Genomic DNA, 20,169 nt, shown 5'->3' with positions numbered 1-20,169 from the left:
CGCGAGACACCGAGCGATCTTCGCGAAACGCCTATTACGGTGACTGGCCGCTTGGCGATGGCCCACGTTGCACTCGCTACATCCGCTTGGGGCGGCGGATTCAACCGGTCGATGCAACGGTCTGGCTGAACATCTCAGCCGGGGTCTGGAAGCCGAGAGTTTTTCTCGGCCTCTCGTTCAATTGTCTCGCCAGGGCGTTGAGCTTGGCTTGTGAGTAGCTTGAGATGTCTATGCCCTTGGGCAGGTACTGCCTGAGCAGACCGTTCGTGTTCTCGTTGCTGCCGCGTTGCCAAGGGCTGCGTGGATCACAGAAGTAGACCTGGATGTCTGTTGCCAGCGTGAAGCGCTTGTGTCCGGCCATCTCTTTGCCTCGATCCCATGTCAGCGATTTGTAGAGCTCTTGAGGAAGCTTTCGAGCGTTCTTGATCAAGGCGTTGACGACCGTCTCGGTGTCCTTGCCACCCACTTTCACGAGCATGACGTACCGCGTCTGACGCTCAACCAGCGTTGCGATCTGGCTGTTGTGGCTGCCGAAGACCAAGTCTCCTTCCCAGTGACCAGGCACCGCGCGATCCTCTATGGATGCGGGCCGTTCGCTGATGGAGACGGCGCCAACGATCTGCCCGTGGGTGTCGGTCTTCTGAGTGTGATGCCGAGACCGGCGCATGCCGCGCGTGCGTCTCAGATGCTGCAACAGTTCCTTCTTCAAGGCACCACGCGCTTGAATGAAAAGGCTGCGGTAGATGGTCTCGTGTGACACGTGTTGGCTCTCGTCGCATGGATATTCAACGTTCGCTTCTGACCGGTTGTTATGCGACCTGGTGTAAGTGTGCCCGCGCTGTTCGAACCTTCTGTCTAGGAGGCGAAGCTAGAGGGCGGTAGCGAACGTCGGCTTGTGGCCGTCTACGGTCACCATTGCCCAGATGCTGGACGCTGAAGCCTAGTCTTCAGGAAATCGAAGTACTTGGGGTCGTCCTTCGAGAATATCTCGGCCCCCGCCCCCATGTACGCCCGTGACAGTTCGTCGGCTGCTCGCTCAAGAGCGCCGAGTTCGAACTGACACTGCCCTAGTCTGAGATGCAGGAATGGGTTGCCAATCGCATCGGGGTAGTGCATTGCGCTGGACAGATTGTCGCGCCCAGCCTCGAAGTCGCCGGCCAAGAAATTGGCGTCGCCGATGGCCGCCAGAATCCACGTGCCGGCAGACCAATCCGTTTTGGGCTCAGGCAACAAATCAAATGCCTGCCAATACAGGACCAGCGCGGCTGCAAACTGTTTGCTGCTCGCCTGCTGGTCCCCTTCTGCGCAGAGCCGCTTTACCTCTTCGTGCGTCTCGTCAGAGAGCTCTGTGCTTGTATGTGCGAGTGCGGCTGTCTTGGCCGCCGGCTTCTTGTCTTTCCTAAACCAGCCGAAAACCATCCGCTCCTCCTCGTATCGTCGCATGTGCGCGACCTTTTACTCAATATCGGCTCGCCCGGCAAACGTCTCCTAGTGGCCGTTCTGAGCCGCTCAGTCAAGCATAGAAGGAGTAACCGGCTGACGCCAGGCAGCCGACGCATAGGACGCCGAAGAGCCAGACAGACTGGCTGAGGTCGCCGATGCCGCGGGTGGCGTTGTACTGCTTTCGCTTTTGTTGTTCTGCGAGCGAGACATGGGCGACGTCCTCATCCCAACCCTTTGCGGTCAGAGAGTAAGGAACATCCTTCGCCGGCGTCGAAAGGCGCGCGGCGTCATAGGCGAGATATCCAAAGACGGCAGCTGCGGTGAGCATTACCCAGGTGAAAATCATGGTCCAGGTTGTCCGTGAAGCGTGAAGGAAACCCCATCGGGTGTCGGCAGCGACAGTCCGGTCATGGCCGATAGTACTCACCCGCGCTTTGCCGCCAAATGCCAGTAACCGCCGCGCACGGAACGGACATCAGGTCCCCAGAGCGCAGCGTGTGATGCAGTCCCAGCCGACATGCGCGAAGCACGCAGCCTACGACGCGGCAACGGCCTCCTTGACGAAGTCGGTGTACTTGCGCAGAGGACGCCCGAGGATGGCCTGCAGGCGATCCGCGGCGCCGTCCGCGCCATGCATGCCGAACTTCTGGATCCCGGCCATCATCAGGCGCATATCGTAGGCAAGCCAGGACGGCCCCGATGTGGCCATCTGCGCTTCGAAGGCCGCCACGTCGTCTCCGCCGTAAGCCACTTCACGACCGAGCGCAGCACTCCAGATTTTGGCCACCGACTCTCCGGTCAACAGCTCGGGCCCGACCAGCTCCAGCATCACGCGTGGTGCCGGCGCGGTCGCGCGATCGCGGCGCAGCAGTTCGGCGACGGCGGCGTCCGCGATGTCTCGCGCATCGATCATCGCGACGCCCGTGGAGCTGATCGGCATCGGGTAGACGCCATAGCCCTGGATCACCTGCTGGACCATGCGCTCGTTTTGCATGAAGTAGGCCGGCCGAAGGACGGTTGCCGGAATGTCGAGGCTCTCGATCATTCGCTCGACCGTGTGCTTGCCGGTGAAGTGCGGCACATCGGTGAACTTGTCCGCATGGATGACCGAGAGGTAGACGATGCGCTCGATGCCAGCTTCGCGCGCCAGGTTCAGCGCGACGAGGGCCTGGGTCACTTCGTCGGGCGTGACGGCGTTCAGCAGGAACAGCGTGCGCACCGACGACAGTGCCGCGCGCAATGAGGGCACGTCGGTCAGGTCGCCGACGACCTCCTTGACGCCGGCCGGAAAGCCCTGCTTTCCGGGTGTGCGAACGAAGGCGCTGACTTCGGCGCCGGCACTGGCCAGGCCTTGGACGACGAGGGAACCGATGGTGCCGGTGGCACCGGTGACGAGAATGCTCATGGAAATCTCCTGGGAGGTTGGTGGGGGATGAAAAGATCGATCAGCGCGAGAAGTCCGCAACGACCTTGCCGATGCGCGGGTCGGTGCGATTGCGTTCGATGGCCATGGGGATGTCGCCGAAGCCCACGACTTCGTCGAGCTTCGAAATCAGCGTGCCTCCGGCGATCTCTGCCGCCAGCCGTTCCAGGAGCGCCGCGTCCGGCTTGCTCATGAACCACAGTCCGCGGCGGCCGGGGGGCGTGCGTGCCAGGATGTCGGGCGAGGACGTGCCGACGATCGCGCCGTCCTTTGTCAGTACCTGCCACGAGCGATCGAGCACTTCGCCGCCGACGTAGTCGAGCACAAGGTCGATGTCGCGCGCGACCGACTCGAAGCGTTCGGTGCGGTAGTCGATGACGTGGTCCGCGCCCAGGCTGCGCACGTACTCGACGTGGGCGGTAGACGCCGTCGCGAAGACTTCGGCGCCTGCCTGCTTGGCGTACTGCACGGCATAGCCGCCCAGCCCTCCGGCTGCACCATGGATGAGGATTCGCTGGCCTGCGGCGATCGGGCCCGCGTGGTGCAGGCTTTGCCAGGCGGCCACGGCCGCGACGGGGACGGCGGCCGCATGAACGTCGTCCAGGCCTTGCGGCGTGCGCACGAGCTTCGCCTCGTCGACTGCCACGAACTCGGCATAGGCACCCAGGCCGCCCAGCGGGCCCATGACGCGATCGCCCACGCGAAAACGCGAGGCGCCGGAGCCAAGCGCTTCGACGACACCCGCAAGCTCGATACCCAGCACGGCGGGCAGTTGAAGCGGGAACGCGTCCCGGACGAAGCCTTCACGAATCTTCCAGTCGATGCCGTTCACGCCGGCCGCCCGGATGCGCACCAGGACCTGGCCCTGTCCGGCCGTGGGCCTCGCGGTCTCGGAGACCTCGGCGGCGGCAGCACCGCCATAGGCCCGGATAAGCACGGCACGTTGAGTGATGATGGTGGTCATTTCAGTTTTCTCCTGTTGAAGTTGCGGTAAGGAGAAGATAGGCCGTTGCATTGTTAAAACGAAGATCCGAAAATGAAGACACCTCGTTTCAATTGCGGAACACCATGGATCTGAATGCACTGAGCGACTTCGCGCTCGTCGCAATGAACGGCGGCCTCGGAAAAGCAAGCCGCGCGAGCGGTAGATCGAAGGCGACCTTGTCCCGGCGCATCGCCGATCTGGAAGAGCAACTCGGCGTGCGGCTCATCGAGCGCAGCGCCCGCGGGCTCAAGCTCACAGAAGCCGGGCAGATGCTGATGGACCGCACCGAAGGGCCGATGCACGAGGTGGCCGACGCCATGACTTCCGCGCGCGAGGGCTTGTCGGTGCCCCGCGGACGCCTGCGCATCGCTTCGCCGGTGCTGTTCTCCCAGCTGGCGATGGGCCGCATCTCCGCCGAGTTCTGCACGGCCTACCCCGAGGTCAGCTGCGAGGTGGTAGCGGACGATCGCCTGGTCGACCTCGTCGAGGAGCAGTTCGACGCCGCAATCCGGATCAATCCAAGCCCGGACAGCAGCCTCGTCGGCCGGTGTTTTGCCAAAGACCGGCTGGTGGTCGTGGCGGCGCCCTCCGTGCCCGTGCCTGCGCCAGGCAAGGTCAGCCCGGTCCCAGGCATCGTCTCGACAAGCTTTCAACCCACGAACTGGACGCTCGACGACGGACGCCTTGTCCTGGAGCCGATTCCGAGGCTCAGACTTTCCTCGTTCCTGATGATTCGCGACGCTGCGATCGCCGGCGCTGGCGTTGCCCTGATGCCGCAGTCCATCGCATGGAGCCAGCTGACGCGCGGAGAACTGGTTCAGTGGGGCATGGTTTCAGGCGTGGAGGTCGCGCTCTGGGTCCTGCATACGTCGAGGCGACTCCCTGCACCGAAGGTTCGGGCGTTCGTCGATTTCATGTGCGCGCAGTATCCGCAGGGGTCTCTCGTACTGAACGGCTAGGTCAGCTGTTTTCATTCTGGGGAAAATGGACTCACCCGAAACCGAGCACGAGGGGATCAAGATGTCAGCCGACGACTGGTGGAAGTGCGGAATCGTCTATCAGGTCTACCCGCGTTCGTTCCAGGACAGCAACGGCGATGGCATCGGCGACCTGGGCGGAATCCGCGCCCGGCTGGATCATCTGGTCTCGCTCGGCGTCGATGCCATCTGGATCTCGCCGATCTATCCCTCGCCGATGGCCGACTTCGGGTACGACATCTCCGATTTTTGCGACGTCGATCCGCGCTTCGGCACGCTGGACGGCTTCGATGCGCTGGTGCAGGAGGCCCACGCGAGAGGGCTCAAGCTCATCCTGGACTTCGTGCCCAACCACACGTCGGACCGTCATCCGTGGTTCGCGCAGAGCCGCAGCGCACGCAGCGATCCGCGACGCGACTGGTACATCTGGCGCGACCCGGCGCCGGGCGGCGGGCCGCCCAACAACTGGATCAGCAATTTCGGTGGCCCGGCCTGGGCCTTCGATGCGACCACCGGCCAGTACTACTGCCATTCGTTCCTGAAGGAGCAGCCCGACCTCAACTGGCGCAACCCCGAAGTGCGAGCCGCGATGTACGAGGTGTTGCGCTTCTGGCTTCGGCGCGGCGTCGACGGATTCCGCGTCGACGTGCTCTCTCAAATCATCAAGGACGCGCAGTTCCGCGACAACCCGCCGAACCCGGACTTCGCCCCGGGCCAGGACCCATTTTTTCGCTGGCTGATGCTCTACAACACCGACCTGCCGGAGGTGCAGCCGATCGTGGCCGAGATGCGCCGCGTGGTCGACGCGTTCAGCGACGCACGCTCGTCGCGCGTGCTGATCGGCGAGCTCTACCTGCCGCTCCCGCGCCTGGTCGCCTACTACGGACTCAACGCCGCAGGCGTGCTCGAAGGCGTGCAGCTGCCCTTCAACTTCCAGCTGATCTCAACCGAGTGGCAGGCGGCGCGCATCGACCGCTTCGTGCGCGACTACGAAGCCGCCTTGCCCGCCGGCGCCCAGCCGAACTGGGTGCTGGGCAACCACGACAGACCTCGCATTGCGAGCCGCGTCGGCCCACAGATGGCGCGGCTCGCGGCCATGCTGCTGCTCACGCTGCGCGGCACGCCGACGCTCTACTACGGCGACGAGATCGGCATGACGGACGTCCCCATTCCCGCCGATGAAGTGCAGGACCCGTTCGAGAAGAACAAGCCCGGCATGGGCCTGGGTCGAGACCCGGAGCGAACACCCATGCAGTGGAGCGCGGCAGAGCATGCGGGCTTCTCGACCGGTACGCCGTGGCTGCGCCTGGCAGCCGACTGGCCCACGAACAATGTGGAGGCGCAATCGCACGACGCAGGGTCGATGCTGGCGCTCTACCGGCGCCTCATCGCGTTGCGCCGCGCGCAGCCCGCGCTGAACCGGGGCAACTACGAAGCGCTTGAAGCCGGGGGCGAGGTGCTCGCCTATGCGCGCAACGACGAAGGGCAGCGGCTGGTGGTGCTCTTGAACTTCGGCAGCACCCCGGCGCCGATTTCGCCGGCGTTGATGCCGCACCAGCCGGTCGTGCTGGCATCGACCGATCCTGCGCGCGCCGAGTTCATCAAGGGGCCCCTGGTGCTGGCGCCTTGCGAAGGCGTCGTCATCGGCGCCGTGAACGACAAAGGTCTGGCGGCACAATGAGCAATCAAGATTTGCCGGTCTGGATCTCGACGTAGCTGCGCGCGTGCCAGCGCACCCGGATGGGCCATTTCGCGTCGGCAATGGTTTCCGAATTCACGTCCTTGCCGCTGCCGTAGTTGATCTGCCGGTCGGGGCGCCTGTTGAGGCCGATCAGCAGCACGATGCGGCTGCCCGCCGCGAGCTTGCAGGCCGTCACGCGTTCGGCGGTGAACGCAAGCAGCTGACGCTCGCCGGCCCGCAGAAGCCGGCGACGCATGCGATGGCCTGCGTAGCTGGCGCGAAAGTCGTAGGGATCGAACAGCAGCTGGTATTCGCCGCTTGCCGTCTGCTCGTACAGCGAGATGTTGAAGTCCACGTCCTGCCGTGAGGGCGTGATGTCGAACACGCCGCGCAGGCTGCCGATGAGCTCGGTGCCCTCCGGGAGCGGATCACTGACAAAGCTGATGCTGTTGCGCGCCGGCAGTTGCTTCACGCGCAGCGCGTCCGGCCACGGGATGCGCACGTCGCGTCGATCGGCGAGATCGACTGAGAGCCGCACGTTGCCACCGCCTTCGGACGGCGACGGCAACAGGCGGTGCGGGTCGTCGCGCTCGCGGGTATCGAGGTGAAGGCGCAGCCGGGTGCGCTGCGGCGCGTCCAGCGTCGGCGCATGGCGCCACTGGTCCGCGCCCATCACCTGGTAGTTGACGCGATCCATCAGCAGGGAAGGCTTGTTCGCGCCTTTCAGGATGTGGTCGAGCCATTGGTAGCGCAGATCGGGCAGGTCGATGCGTGCGACGGGGTCGAGCGTGTAGCCACGCAGCGTCGGCGCCGTGCCGCGCCGGATCGAGGCCGCGTCGTAGGGGCCGAGCAGCAGCGTCGTGTCGGCCTGCGGCCGGTTGCGCAGATGCTCGTCGTGGAAGTAGAGCGCGCCGGCATCGGCGCCGTAGTAGCCGGCAAAGCTGAGCACCGGAATGTCGATTCGCGCAAACTGCTCTGCCGACGGCAAGAACTTCTGCCAGTAGCGATCGTGGCTCGGGTGCGTCAGCCAGGTTCGGATCAACCTGCTGCGCTTGCCCAGCAGGACGCGGTCTATGTCCCAGTAGGGGCGATTGCCACGGTGCCAGCGTGCGTCGAGTGCCTGCCACATCGTGTCCGGGTCCGCGTCGGCGTCGACGCCGGCCCGCAGGGGCTCGGCAGTCGCGTGCTCCTGCGCCCAGCGGACCATGGCGTTGCGGAAGATCTGTCCGGCCATCGGGAAGTCGATGCCCGGCGCCATCGGCGCGATCGTGGCAATGGCCTTGAGGGCAGCCGGTCTCCTGCGGGCGGCGGCCCAGGCGGCGTAGCCGGAGTAGCCGTCGCCGAGCATGGCGACGCGGCCGTCGCTCCACGCCTGCCGGGCAATCCAGTCGATGACGGCGGCGGCGTCTTCGCCGTCGCGAACGAACGGCCACACGGCGCCCTTGCCGTCAGGAGTGCGTCCGCGCACGTACGCCGTGACGCCGACGTAGCCTTTGGCGGCGCTGTGCTGTGCGTCGTCCTCGGCGGGATCGAGCGTGAAGCGCAACAGCGTCGGCAGAGTTCCATTCGCGCGGCCGGGCCGAACCAGGCGCGCATGGATGACACCCCCGCGCACGGGAATCCTGATGTCAGCCTCCGCCACGTAGCGGTTGCGGTTTTCCGCCGCGAACAATTCGGGCAGCAGCGCATTGAAGCTGCGACGCGACTGGTACGAAAGCCAGGTTCGCACGAGCGCCAGCGCATCGGCCTGCGGGAGGCTGCCCTTCGCACGCCAGAGATCGAAAGCTTGGCGCAGCGGCTCTCTGTACACCGCCGGCGGGATTTCGAGCCGCGCCATGATGGCCTGGGCTTGCGCGTTGTCGAGCGGCGATACCAGTTCCTGGAACGAGCGCGCGTAGGCTTCGGCGAAGCCGAGGCGCCCGTCCGCTTCGAGCATGCGCGCACGCGCATAGATGCCGTCGAGGATCGCCCGCTGGACCAGGTCGTCGAACGGCTTGCCCTGGCGGCGGCTGCGCAGGGAGCCGCTGCTGTCGTAGGCTGCACGGTAGGCGCCGCTGACGATCTGCAGGGCGGTCAGGTTGGCCAGGAAGACATCGGTGTCCGCCTCCTGGTACACCGGCAAGATGCGCTCGGCCAGATCCCGCATCAGGTCCGCCGCGGTGGCATCGTCAGGATCGCGCGGTGGCCGGAAACCGAAATCGGCCGCCCAGGCCCAGGTCGGCCACGCGGGCAGCGCAAGAATCAGCCGCATGAGGGCGCGACGCGCACGGCTGACGGTTGACCCGGGGTGTCTCATGGTCGCTGCTCCTCGGGTGCGGCGTTCGGCGCCTTGACCAGATGCACCACCCGCGTGAACAGCCGGTCGTGCGCTCCACCGGCCGAGCCTATGTGAACAATGCCCGTGTGCGTGAGCTTGCCCAGCGCGTCGATGATGAGTTCGAGCGTGTCGTCGTCGAACGCGCTGAAGGCTTCGTCCATCACCAGCCAGGGCGGCGCCTGCAGCACCACGCGGGCGAAGCCCAGCCGCAACTGCTCGTCCATGCTGAGTTCGCTCTCCCAGCGACCCGTCTTGTTCAGCAACTGTTCCAGGCGCTGGAGGCCCACACTCGCCAGCGCGGCCACCATGGCTTCTCTCGGGTAGCTCGATGGCTCCATCGCATACGACAACACTTCGGCCAGCGTGCCGCGGGGAATGTAGGGCGTGCCGCGCGGCATGTAGTGGATCGTTTCGCCGACGGGCCGGCGCACGGTGCCGCAGCCCCAGGGCCAGAGGCCCGCGAGCGCCCGGAACAGCAAGGTCTTCTCCGTGCCCGGTGTGCCGAGGATCAGGACGCACTGGCCGCGGTGCACGACGAGACTGGGGTCGTCCAGCTGATCGTGGCCGCTCCAGGAGCGAACCTCGAGCGCTTCGATTGCGAGCGTCCCGGCTTCGCTCTCTTCGTAGGCGATGCGGCTGCCACCTGCCTGTGCCTCCAGATCGGACGCCAGCATCCGGCGCAGGTCGGTGACACGCAGCAGCGTGGCGCGCCAGTCGGCAATGATGCTGAAGTTGTCGACGAACCAGCGCAGCGACGACTGTGCCTGGGTGAAGGCCGCGGCAGCCATCATCAGGCCACCGAACGAAACCTTCCCCGAGAAGTAGAGGGGGGCGGCCACCAGCGTCGGCGCGATGATGGTGACCCAGCCGAAGCCCGCGGTGACCCAGGTCAGGTTGGTCAGCCCGAGCACCACGCGCGACGTGGCGCGCAAGACGTCGCCGAAATGCATGGCGACGCGACGCTTCTCGTCGGCCTCGCCACCAGCCAGGGAGATGCCGTCCAGATGCTCGTTGATGCGCGTCAGCGAGAAGCGCAATTCGCCTTCACGCGCGTAGCGCTCGGCGTTGCGCGAGATCAGGCCGTTGCCGACCCAGTAGGTGAGCAGCGAGCCGGCGATCGCATAGGCAATTGCCGCCCACAACATGAAGCCCGGCAACACGTGGTCCTCGCCGTTGAAGAAGAGGCTGAAGTCCTTGGAGATGACCCACAGCACGCTCGCAAAGCTGCCGAACAGCATCGCTGCCTGCAACAGACCCACGCCGAGGGTGACCGACAGATCGCACAGCTTCAGCGTGTCGTCGTGCATGCGCTGATCCGGATGAGCCCCCATCGGGCCGCTGGCCTGGAGCCAGAACGCCCGGCGCGGCTGCAGCCACAGCCCCACGAGGTCATTGACCACGGCCTCGCGCAGCTTCAGCTGCAAGGTTTCGCCCAGCCACCTCTGCGCGACGTTCAAGACCAGCAGCACGCCCGCAATGATGGCGAAGACGCCTACCTGCACGACGAATTCGCTCAGGTCGCGACGCGAAATTGCATCGTAGAACGGCTTGTTCCAGCTATTGAGCTCGATCTGCCCATACGCCGTGAGCGCGACGACCACGACGATCGCACCCATCAGCACGACAAGCGTTTTCGCGACCGGGGACACTCGCAAGGCGCCGAGCAACTCGCGGACCTGACGGAAGACACCGGCTCTTGCAGCCGGCTCGACACGGTTCTCAGGCCTCGCGCTCATCGCTACCGCGGCACCTGACAAGCGGCGGCCGCGATGCGGCGCGCCGAGACGCACGAAATGAACGCGGCGTGGCTCCATGCCAGTTGCTTCGCCGAGGTCTGCGCGCCGCTGCGCTGGTCGAACTGTTCCGACAGTTCACCACCGGCCGGCGTGTACGCGCGTACGGTGGCGAGGTAGGCATCGCCGCGCCCCATCCACTGGTTCCAATGGCGTGCATCGCCGCCCATCGCCGCGGCGCGGAAACAGAACTCGGCGGCGCCGAGTGTCGAGAAAAAGTACGCACCGCCCGAGTAGTACACGTCGCCGGCATACCGACCCATCGCCGCGCCACGGCCTGCGGCACGGCCATGGTTGATTGGATAGGCCGCATCGAACAGCGCGTCGAGTCGCGTCAGCGTGGCCTGCATGCGCGGATCGGCCGGGCCATGCGCGGCCTCGGTGCCGAGGCTGTGGATTGCCGACAGGATCACCGCGATGTCCAGCGCCTTCGCACTGGGCTGGCCGTCCGCCAGCACGCGTGAACGGTAGTAGCCGCGCGTCGAGTCGCGGTCGTCTGACTGTTCGTCTCGCTCGTCTACCCAGTAGTCGTCGAGCAGGCGCTGCACGGCCCGCGACTCCTCCCGGCAGCGCTGCGCCAGCGCCGCGTCGCCCAAGCCCTCCAGCCATGCCGCGCCTTCGGCCAGCGCGGCCCCTGCGACGCGCAGTGTGTAGTAGTGGTGGCCGAGCTCTTCCTCCCAGATGTCGTACGACGGCTCGCGCCAGTGACGCAGCGTGAAGTCGATGTCGAAGCGAATCAGCGGCGTGACCTCCGCCAGCAGGGCCGCGTCGAGGTGCCCGCCGGCCGCCCAGCGCAGCAGCGCCAGCGCGCGCAATGGCGGCCCGTCGTGCTGGGGGCGCGCCCATCGGAGGACGTCGAGCGTACCGTCGGGGTTCACCCTCGTTTCGGCGACGACGGCATCGCCGTGGACGCTCGCGAGGTCATGGTCTTCGCGCAGGTACTGCAGGAGTTCGGGGGCCACGCGCGCTCTGCGGCTCTGCTCCGCGGGAACCGCGCGGCCGTCGAGCCCGTTCACGGCAAGGCTGAAGCGGGTGAAATCGCGCAGATGCTGCAGGGCTTCGTCGCCGATGCGTCGATCAGCGTAGAGCAGGCGCAATGCATCGATGACGACAGCAGAGTCCCGGAACCAATGAAAGAAGTAGTCCGGGTCCGGGTCGTAGTTGCCGAGTACGGGCGAGGCAATGATGGCGCCGGCGACCGGCCGTATGGTCTGACCGAAGCCGGGGCGATGCTTGACGATCGACACCGGCGAGATGCAGGGCAGCATCGCGCTCGCCGAATGGGACAGCTGTCTTTCGAGCCATGACTCGAAAGCCGGGTCTTGCTGGCTCGCCACGCTGAAGGTCACGGTGCAGGCGACTCGAGGTGCGGGCTGCTGAAGTCCAGGGCGCGCAGCCCGGCCTGCACTTCGGGCACGCTCATGAACAGTTTCCACAGAAGGCCCGTGCGATGGTTCTCCATCATCACGACGATCGGGCCCTGGTCGATGGCGAGATATGTCTCTGCGAACCAACCGCGCCGTTCGCAGAACGCATCGATGAAGCCGTAGTCCTTCCACAAGCGCGTGCCATGCACGGTGAGGAAATGCCGCAGAACCTGCATCACCTCGGTGGGCGCATACGGCAGGCTGGCCAGCGCAGCCGTCGGCGAAATGGTGCCGTTGTCGATGTCCGGGGCGTGCGCGAGGTAGCCGTCGGGGTCGTCGCTGGCGGTCAGGCCCCAGCACGATTCACCGTAGCCCGGATGGCCATGAGGATTGGCGATGCAGTGCGCACGGTTGATCTGCAGGTGGCGGCAGTTGAGGTCCCAGTAGTCGGCGTAGCGATCCTTCAGGCCGTGCGGATCGAGGCCGCAGAACGAGTAGTGCGTGAAGAACAGCGGGCCGCCGTATGGCATGCCCAGCGGTATCTCGATGCCGTAGTACGACCGGCCGTTGAGGAAACCGGCCCCCGCCGCGAAGCCGCGGTGGTACACCCGCGGATCGATCGCATGGCGCGGCGCGGCCGCAGCCAGCAGGTAGGTGATGAGGCACTCGTTCCAGCCGCGCACTTCATGGTTCATCGCCCAGCCGTGGTTCGGGCTCCAGTGCCAATACAGCACGTCCCGCCCGCTCTGGGTGAACCAGTTCCATTCGACCTCGTGCCACAGCGTGTCGATGTCGCTGCGCAACCGGCGCGCCGCGGCCGTGTCTTCGCTGAAATACTGGCGCGCACAGAGCAGGCCCATGCAGAGGAACGAGGTCTCGACCAGATCGCCCGCGTCGTCCTTTGGGCTCATCGGGATCGTCTCGCCGCTCGCTGCGTCCATGAAGTGGGGGAAGGCGCCGTGGTAGCGCCTGGCGCGAAAGAGGGCGTCCCGCATGCGCCCCAGGCGCTCCAGCGCTGCGTCCCGCGTGACCCAGCCGCGCTCCACCGCGACGATCATGGCCATGATGCCGAAGCCCGTGCCGCCGATCGCGACCCTGTCATCGGGCAGGTCTTCGCCCGTGGCGCTGACGAGCGTGCGGCGGTCGAGCGCCAGGCCGCTGTCGGCATCCGCACCGTCCCAGAAATAGCGGAAGGTCTGCCGCTGCACGGCGTCGATCAAGGCTTCATCGGGCAGGGCTGCCAGTGCCCTCGGGTTCCTGTCATCCATCAACACGAACGGCTCCTTTCGTTGTTGTCCCGGGTGTCACGTTTGGTTTCACCGAATCATCGGCGGCGCCACGCGGCTGAGGGCTCTTCGCCCGCAGCATGCCATCATTAGGCCCCCTGGGTTCTATTCGAAATCCCTGATGAGTCGCATCGATACTCTCATGGCCCGGATGACGCTAGCCGAAAAGCTGGGTCAACTGACGATGACTGCCTCCGGCTACACGGTCACCGGGCCGGTGCTCGCGGGAGACTCCACGCAGTCGATCATCGACGGCACCGTCGGCAATCTGCTGAACATGGTCGGCGCCGGCCACACGCACGAGATGCAGCGACTGGCCGTCGAGAAGTCGCGGCTCGGCATTCCGCTGCTGATCGGCCTGGACATCATTCATGGCCATCGCACGCTCTTTCCGATCCCGCTTGCGGAGGCCGGCACCTTCGACGAAGACCTCTGGGAGCGCACGGCGCGAGAGGCTGCACGCGAAGGCGCTGCCGACGGCCTGGCGATGACTTTTGCGCCGATGCTCGATGTATCGCGCGATCCCCGCTGGGGCCGTACCGCGGAAGGACCCGGCGAAGACCCTTGGCTTAACGCACGCATCGCGCAGGCCAAGGTGCGCGGCTTCCAGGGGGCAGACCTGTCATCGGCCGATTCGCTGGCCGCCTGCGCGAAGCATTTCGTCGCATACGGCGCAGTCACCGCAGGGCGGGAGTATGCCGCCGTGGACATCTCCGAGCGCACCTTGCACGAGGTGCATCTGCCGGGCTTCGCAGCAGCGGTGCGCGCCGGCGTTGCGACGCTGATGCCCGCCTTCACCGATCTCAACGGCGTGCCGATGACTGCGCACATCCCCTTGCTGCGCGACTGGCTGCGCGGCGAGATGGGCTGGAGCGGCGTCATCGTCAGCGACTACAACGCAATCGCGGAATTGATCAAGCACGGCGTCGCGGCCGATCTCGTCGATGCCGCAGTACTGGCGCTGAAGGCCGGCGTCGACATCGACATGATGGCCGACGCGTATCGCAAGGGCCTGCCCATCGCGCTCGCGCAGGGACGGGTGACGATCGAAGAGATAGACGCGAGCGTGCGCCGCGTGCTGCAACTCAAAGAGCAGCTCGGCTTGTTCGACGACCCCTACCGCCGCGGCGCGACACCCGAACTCGCGGCGGTTGTCGCCGAGCGGCACGCGATGGCGCGCGACGCCGCGCGCAAGGCCATCGTCATGCTGAAGAACGAGCGGGACACCCTGCCTTTGCCTGCTGCGGCGAAGGCACTGTGTGTCATCGGCCCGCTGGCCGACGCAAGCACTGAGATGAAAGGCCCGTGGTGGGGGGCCGGCGAACACGAGCCGGCCGTCAGCGTGCTTGCCGGCTTGCGCGCCGCGCTGCCGCAGACCGACATACGCCATGCACCCGGCGTTGCCATCGAGAGTGATGACGACAGCGGCATCGAAGCCGCTGTTGCGCTGTGCGATGGCGTCGACGCCGTCCTGCTGTGCCTGGGCGAGCGTGCCACCATGAGTGGCGAGGCCGCGAGCCGCGCCACGCCCGCGCTTCCCGGTCGACAACAGGCCCTGGCCGAAGCGGTGACGGCACGTGCAAAGGCGCTCGGCATCCCCGTCGTCGCAATCTTGTTCTCGGGCCGCCCGCTCGTCGTCCCCTGGCTGGCCGAACACGCCGATGCGCTGCTGGCAGCGTGGTTCCTCGGCATCGAAGCCGGCCATGCGATCGCCGACGTAGTCACGGGCCAGGTAACGCCAAGTGCCCGCACGCCGATGAGCTGGCCGCGCGCCGTCGGGCAGCTGCCGATCTACTTCGGCCAGCGTCCCACCGGCCGGCCGATGAATCCCGCCGACTACTTCACGAGCAGGTACCAGGACGTCGAAAATTCGCCGCTGTATGCCTTCGGCCACGGCTTGACCTTCGGCCGGTTTGTCTACGACGAGCTTCAGGTAGAGCCGCGACGCGTGCGCGAGCAGGACGCGCTGAAGATCAGCGTCAGGCTGCGCAACGTTGGCGCGCGCGAGGCTGAAGAAACTGTCTTCCTGTTCATTCGCGGCAAGCGGAGCCGTGTCACTCGGCCGCTGCTGGAACTCAAGGGCTACGCGAAGCTGCGATTGATGCCGGGCGAAGCGGGCTCGGTGAACCTGGAGCTGCCGGCGGCCGAGTTGCGCTACCTCGGGCCGGACCTGCAGCCTCTGTTCGAGGCGGATGAAGTCGAGATCTTCGTCGGGCCGAGTGCCGAGCAAGCAGGGTTGCTGCGGCAGACCATCGAGTTGTGCTGAAACCCCAGGGGCGTAGGGGCATGCCGTTACCCGTGGCTATACTGCGCCGGTCACGTCAAAAAGAGGCGTGATCGGGCTTGGACTCCCGTTGAAATCACTGCGACGCAAGCCGCAGTCACCCCGCAGGGTCTGCGGCTTCGTCGTTCGTGCTTCCAGTTTTGGCGGCTCGATGGGCGGGCGCAAGCCCGGCCGGTTTCACGCAAGTGGTTTCCCGGTAGTCCAACCCGTCGAGCCGCCGCCTCCGCTTGGACTCGGGGGTGTCGGTTTCAGCAAACCGAAACCCTTGGAGGCCATTCATGGCTGCATCTGCTCGCGCTTCTGCGCTCGTCTCTTCATTTCCCGAATCTTCTGAAACTGCCAGCGTTGAAGCGCTTGTGCTGCAGGCGTGCGATGACATCGACAGCTTTCACGCTGTGCATCGCGCCTATGCGTGTCTTGAAAAGCTCATCGTTCCGCAGAGGGTGAGCGATACGGAAGAGGTCTATCCGACGCGCGCCGAACTCGGCGCTCTGGTGCGGCTAGTAAATGAAGAACTGCAGCGGCGCTTCGAAACGGCCGAGGCTACGATTCAGTCGTTGCGTGCTGCCGCAGGCGAGGGCGGTGCGCAATGAAAAGATCGCCATGAACCATGTCCGTCGGCTTTGGGCCTTGTTGCGAGGGCCGTGCGCGAGGCTCCAGTCGGGCATGAATGTCGTACAGCGACCTTACCTAGTCTTACTGTGTCATAAATGAAATAATGCGATCCTCTCGTCTTCGCACCGGAGGATTGATGAATGCAGCCGAGCGCTTCGATAGCTATCTGGAGCACCTGAGCGAAGGCCTGGGTCACGTGGACCGGCATGCGGGCCTTCGTGGTTACTGCACGGGCTTGATGCTTCCGCTGTCGCGCAAGAGCGTGGAGCCCATGGCCGCGCGGGTGGACCCGACGCACGCCAGCGCGCGGCACCAAGCACTGCACCACTTCGTGGCCAAGGCCGAATGGTCTGACACCCAGATGCTGCGGCGCGTATGTCAGTGGGTAATGCCCAAGATGGACTTCAGCCAGGGCGGCTGGTGGATCATCGACGACACCGGGTTTCCGAAGAACGGCCACCATTCGGTCGGTGTCACGCGCCAGTACTGCGGAATGCTGGGCAAGCAGGACAACTGCCAGGTGGCTGTGAGCATCTCGATTGCAAGCAATCAGGGCAGCTTGCCCGTGGCCTGGCAGTTGTATCTGCCCGAGGATTGGGCGACGGATCCTGAACGCCGCGCCAAGGCTGGCGTACCCGAGGAGGTGCGCTTCGCCACGAAGACGCAGATCGCGCTGCAGCAATTGCGCACGCTGCTGGACGAAGGTGCACCGCGCTATTGCGTGCTGGCCGATGCCGGCTACGGCGTGGACAACGCCTTCCGGCAGGCGCTCAGCGACATGGGTTTGCTCTACGCGGTAGGTGTCACGTCTGCCGTCGTGGTCTGGCCGCCTGGCATTCGGCCGCTGCCACCCAAACCTTACAGCGGCATGGGCCGCCCGCCAGTGATGCCCAGACGCACGGCGGCGCTGCAGCCCATGAGCGTCAAGGCATTGGCGCAGTCGCTGCCAAACCGAGCATTCCAGAACATCAGCTGGCGCGAGGGAACCAACGACACACTGAACGGCCGCTTCGCGGCCGTGCGGGTGCGCCACGCTGGCGGCAATACGGGCAAGGCGCGTCTGCGTCCCGAGCAGTGGCTGCTTATCGAGTGGCCGGCAAGTGACGCTGAACCGAGCAAGTACTTCCTGTCCACCCTGCCAGAGGACACGCCGATCACCGAGTTGGTCTACGTCGCCCATCAGCGCTGGCGCATCGAGCGCGACTACCAGGATCTGAAACAGAACTTCGGCCTCGGCCATTACGAGGGCCGAGGTTGGCGGGGGTTTCATCATCATGCCGCCTTGAGCATCGCGGCCTATGGATTCCTGATGGCAGAACGCCTCACAGCCGACAAGCTTGTCGGCGGTAAAAAAAACTTCATCGAACGCCAGGTGCCTGCCGTTCCCGAGGATTACATCCCCCGCGGCAGTCCTGCGCGCGCAGCGCCACGTGGTGACGTCGATCACGACACTGCGCCATCTGCTGAGCTACCAGCTGATCGTGCGCCTCGGGCAGTGCCCCTGCTGCGGAAGGGCAAGCGTAAAGCTACTCTTGTGACACAGTAAGACTAGGGAAGGTCTGAACAAGAGCACGTTTCTTGCATGAAGGACTGAACCCTGCAAAGGAGCACGAGCGATGAGCCAGATCAGTTTTGCGGATGCGGAGCAAGCTGGCAAGAGGAAGAAGACAAGGCGCGAAGTCTTCCTTGCCGAGATGGAACTGGTGGTGCCGTGGAAGGCGCTGCTCAAAGTCATCGAGCCCCACTATCCAGTGGCAGGCCGAGGTCGTCGTCCCTACCCGCTGCAAGCGATGCTGCGCGTGCACCTGATGCAGAACTGGTTCGCCCTGAGCGACCCGGCGATGGAGGAAGCCCTGTACGAGATCGCCTCGCTGCGCTCGTTCGCCGGACTCGGTCTGGAGGCGATCCCTGACGAGTCGACCATCCTGAACTTCCGCCACCTGCTGGAGGCCAGCGATCTGGCCGAAGACATCTTCAAGCAGGTCAACGCCCATCTGGCCAGGAAGGGACTGCTCTTGAAGCGCGGCTCTATCGTGGACGCAACCATCATTGCGGCGCCCAGTTCGACCAAGAACGAAAGTGGCGAGCGAGATCCGGAGATGCACCAGACGAAGAAGGGCAACCAGTGGCACTTCGGTATGAAGGCTCACATCGGCGTGGACGCAGACTCGGGGCTGGTGCACACGGTGACGACCACTGCAGCCAACGAGGCAGACGTGGAACAGGTGAGCGATCTGCTGCACGGCAAAGAGGATGCGGTGTGGGCAGACTCGGGCTATCGCGGAGCACAGAGCCGAGTCAAACGCAGCGTGCAATGGCATATTGCGGGCAGGCCCAGCGACATGGCGAAGATGCCGCAGGGCCGAGCCAAGGCCAGAGCGCGCAAGCAGGAATACCAAAAGGCCAGCATCCGGGCAAAGGTCGAGCACCCGTTCCGGGTGATCAAGCGGCAGTTCGGTCTGGCGAAGGTGAGGTTCAAGGGACTTACCAAGAACACAGCGCATGTGATCACGCTGTTTGCGCTGTCGAACCTGTGGATGGTCAGAAGGAAGCTGATTGCGATGATGGGACAGGTGCGCCCGCAGGCGGCGTGAAGCGGCCACAGAGGCTCTCAAACGCGTGGGATGCCCCGTGCGATGAGCCCGCAAGCGCAGCAACTCAACACCGCGTCCTCGTCATCAAATCAATCTACGACTTGATCAGACGTTCCCTAGATCGCCGGAAAGCAGACCTTCGCAGCATGCTCACAACACTAGTCGAACAGATTGGTATCGCGGCAATGAAAGCGCGTGCACACCAACTGAAGGCGCGTCAACAATCAATCGCTAGGAAGTCCAAAGTATTGAAGCTCGCCAATCGTGGCTAGGCAAGCGCAGCTTCGTTCACAACGCAAGGAGATCATGGAAAGCGAAAGAAAACGACTCGAGGAAGAGCAAACCTTCGCCATCTTTGCACTGCCTGAAGACTATGCGTACTACATCGGCCAGGTGGTGAGCATTGGTTCCGACGGCTTGAGGGTCGTTCGCAAGCAACTTTCGATAAAGAGTCCGTACAGAATTGAGGTAGTGCCTGCATCCAGCATTTCCAGAGTGGAATACGAGAGCGGCTTGGCGGCAACGCGAATCGTGGCGGGCGTACTGGTGCTGCTTCTACTAGTTGGCATCTTCTACTACTTGGGGGTTTATTGGGACAGCCTTGAGCCAGGGACGACCATCCGGGTCGGTCTGCTTGGGCTTGCCGGGATCTATGGGCTGAAGTGGGCCTTTATGTCGCGGCGGCACCAACTGACATTTCACCTCCACGACGGCAGTCGAGTTCGATGGCGCTCCCGCTCGGGCGACTTCAAGTACAAAGAGCGGGTTGCCAGTCGTGCAGTGGAGCATTTAAGAGAGCTTGGATTGCTGGCCCGCAGTGCGGCATAGGGGGCTTGGCTTGACGCAATCCGGCCAACTGCGGTCGTTCAACGGCGCTGCACAATCGCGTCCAAAGCGGCCACCCGCTGCATACGGCTCACGAGGAGGAGTTTTGGGAATCAGCCTGTTTGTCGAGCGGCTCGGCCGCGCCAATGCCATTTCCCTGGAGGAATGGGGGAAGCTCGTCGCCAACGAGCCGGACCTACGGCTTCGCGCCAAGCCGTATGCCGCCATCAACCCTGAGACCGGTGAACAGATTCATCTCCCAGTTGGCGATGCAGACTCAGAGATTTACAGCGGAATGCAATGGCATCCGTTTCTTCGCTTTGCTCGAGGCAAGTTGGTCATGGAGTATCAGTCCGGGTTCGAGAATCCGGACAAAGAGCTTCGGCTGCGGATCGCCTCGATTTCAAGGGCACTCGACGCTCAGATCACAACTGACGTTGATGATGAGCCTTTGAAATGGTAGCAAAGCGAATAGGTCGGGACGCGGCCACAACCAATGGGATGGACGCCCCCACCCGTACCGGCATCGATGTGCCAAAGTGGAAGTGTCAGCAACCACTTGAACTGAAAGGGGCGTCC

16 protein-coding genes and 1 pseudogene are annotated in these 20,169 nt (G+C 64.7%); 8 read left to right on the top strand and 9 right to left on the bottom strand.

Translation table 11 applies throughout. From position 1 onward, the window contains the following. Positions 1–100: 100 nt before the first annotated feature. The 5 genes and pseudogenes from BLV60_RS27385 to BLV60_RS27365 all read right to left on the bottom strand — a co-directional run. Positions 101–772, bottom strand: a pseudogene (locus tag BLV60_RS27385) (IS30 family transposase); the annotation flags it as partial. Positions 773–909: 137 nt separating this feature from the next. Continuing rightward, complete coding sequence (locus BLV60_RS27380; protein ID WP_256329607.1) at positions 910–1,443, bottom strand: tetratricopeptide repeat protein; 534 nt, start codon at positions 1,441–1,443, stop codon at positions 910–912. A gap of 70 nt (positions 1,444–1,513) precedes the next feature. Continuing rightward, positions 1,514–1,789, bottom strand: coding sequence for a hypothetical protein (locus tag BLV60_RS27375; RefSeq protein WP_093058450.1), 276 nt, complete (start codon positions 1,787–1,789; stop codon positions 1,514–1,516). Positions 1,790–1,978: 189 nt separating this feature from the next. Then, positions 1,979–2,848: an NmrA/HSCARG family protein gene (locus BLV60_RS27370; RefSeq protein WP_093058449.1), complete on the bottom strand. Its 870-nt coding sequence runs from the start codon at positions 2,846–2,848 to the stop codon at positions 1,979–1,981. Positions 2,849–2,888: 40 nt separating this feature from the next. Next, positions 2,889–3,830: an NADP-dependent oxidoreductase gene (locus BLV60_RS27365; RefSeq protein ID WP_093058448.1), complete on the bottom strand. Its 942-nt coding sequence runs from the start codon at positions 3,828–3,830 to the stop codon at positions 2,889–2,891. 104 nt (positions 3,831–3,934) lie between these two features. On the opposite strand from BLV60_RS27365, the gene BLV60_RS27360 reads away from it, so the two are divergent. Both BLV60_RS27360 and BLV60_RS27355 read left to right on the top strand, forming a co-directional pair. Then, on the top strand, positions 3,935–4,810 hold the full coding sequence (locus tag BLV60_RS27360) for a LysR family transcriptional regulator (RefSeq protein ID WP_093058447.1): 876 nt from the start codon (positions 3,935–3,937) through the stop codon (positions 4,808–4,810). A 61-nt stretch (positions 4,811–4,871) separates the two neighbouring features. Next, positions 4,872–6,509: an alpha-amylase family glycosyl hydrolase gene (locus tag BLV60_RS27355; RefSeq protein ID WP_093058528.1), complete on the top strand. Its 1,638-nt coding sequence runs from the start codon at positions 4,872–4,874 to the stop codon at positions 6,507–6,509. A 4-nt stretch (positions 6,510–6,513) separates the two neighbouring features. Here BLV60_RS27355 and BLV60_RS27350 read toward each other — a convergent pair whose 3' ends face one another. From BLV60_RS27350 to BLV60_RS27335, 4 genes are read right to left on the bottom strand one after another with little or no spacing between them, the layout of a single operon-like run. Beyond that, positions 6,514–8,805 carry a CocE/NonD family hydrolase gene (locus BLV60_RS27350; protein WP_093058446.1) on the bottom strand — a complete coding sequence of 764 codons (2,292 nt, stop codon included), beginning with the start codon at positions 8,803–8,805 and terminating at the stop codon, positions 6,514–6,516. Then, positions 8,802–10,562, bottom strand: a complete 1,761-nt coding sequence (locus BLV60_RS27345) for an ABC transporter ATP-binding protein/permease (protein ID WP_093058445.1) — start codon at positions 10,560–10,562, stop codon at positions 8,802–8,804. The genes BLV60_RS27350 and BLV60_RS27345 overlap by 4 nt, the downstream gene beginning before the upstream one ends. Before the next feature lie 2 nt (positions 10,563–10,564). Beyond that, positions 10,565–11,968 carry a glycoside hydrolase family 15 protein gene (locus BLV60_RS27340; RefSeq protein WP_093058444.1) on the bottom strand — a complete coding sequence of 468 codons (1,404 nt, stop codon included), beginning with the start codon at positions 11,966–11,968 and terminating at the stop codon, positions 10,565–10,567. Then, complete coding sequence (locus tag BLV60_RS27335) at positions 11,965–13,254, bottom strand: glucoamylase family protein (RefSeq protein ID WP_093058443.1); 1,290 nt, start codon at positions 13,252–13,254, stop codon at positions 11,965–11,967. The genes BLV60_RS27340 and BLV60_RS27335 overlap by 4 nt, the downstream gene beginning before the upstream one ends. Positions 13,255–13,393: 139 nt before the next feature. Between BLV60_RS27335 and BLV60_RS27330 the strand changes: the two genes are divergently transcribed. The 6 genes from BLV60_RS27330 to BLV60_RS27305 all read left to right on the top strand — a co-directional run bounded on the left by BLV60_RS27330 (position 13,394) and on the right by BLV60_RS27305 (position 20,053). Further along, complete coding sequence (locus BLV60_RS27330; RefSeq protein ID WP_093058442.1) at positions 13,394–15,538, top strand: glycoside hydrolase family 3 N-terminal domain-containing protein; 2,145 nt, start codon at positions 13,394–13,396, stop codon at positions 15,536–15,538. Positions 15,539–15,834: 296 nt separating this feature from the next. Beyond that, on the top strand, positions 15,835–16,149 hold the full coding sequence (locus BLV60_RS34715) for a hypothetical protein (protein WP_256329606.1): 315 nt from the start codon (positions 15,835–15,837) through the stop codon (positions 16,147–16,149). Between the two features lie 158 nt (positions 16,150–16,307). Continuing rightward, a complete protein-coding gene (locus BLV60_RS27320; protein ID WP_093058441.1) occupies positions 16,308–17,717 on the top strand; it encodes an IS701 family transposase in 1,410 nt (469 codons plus the stop codon). A gap of 70 nt (positions 17,718–17,787) precedes the next feature. Continuing rightward, the gene (locus BLV60_RS27315; RefSeq protein WP_093058440.1) at positions 17,788–18,765 is read left to right on the top strand and encodes an IS5 family transposase; all 978 of its coding nucleotides are present in this window, start codon (positions 17,788–17,790) and stop codon (positions 18,763–18,765) included. A gap of 306 nt (positions 18,766–19,071) precedes the next feature. Beyond that, a complete protein-coding gene (locus BLV60_RS27310) occupies positions 19,072–19,593 on the top strand; it encodes a hypothetical protein (RefSeq protein WP_093058439.1) in 522 nt (173 codons plus the stop codon). A gap of 103 nt (positions 19,594–19,696) precedes the next feature. After that, positions 19,697–20,053, top strand: a complete 357-nt coding sequence (locus tag BLV60_RS27305) for a hypothetical protein (RefSeq protein ID WP_093058438.1) — start codon at positions 19,697–19,699, stop codon at positions 20,051–20,053. The last annotated feature ends 116 nt before the right edge of the window (positions 20,054–20,169 follow it).

Origin of the sequence: Variovorax sp. YR634, assembly GCF_900106655.1 — a bacterium.
Lineage (GTDB): Bacteria > Pseudomonadota > Gammaproteobacteria > Burkholderiales > Burkholderiaceae_C > Variovorax.
This window is presented reverse-complemented; position numbering and strand designations above follow the sequence as displayed.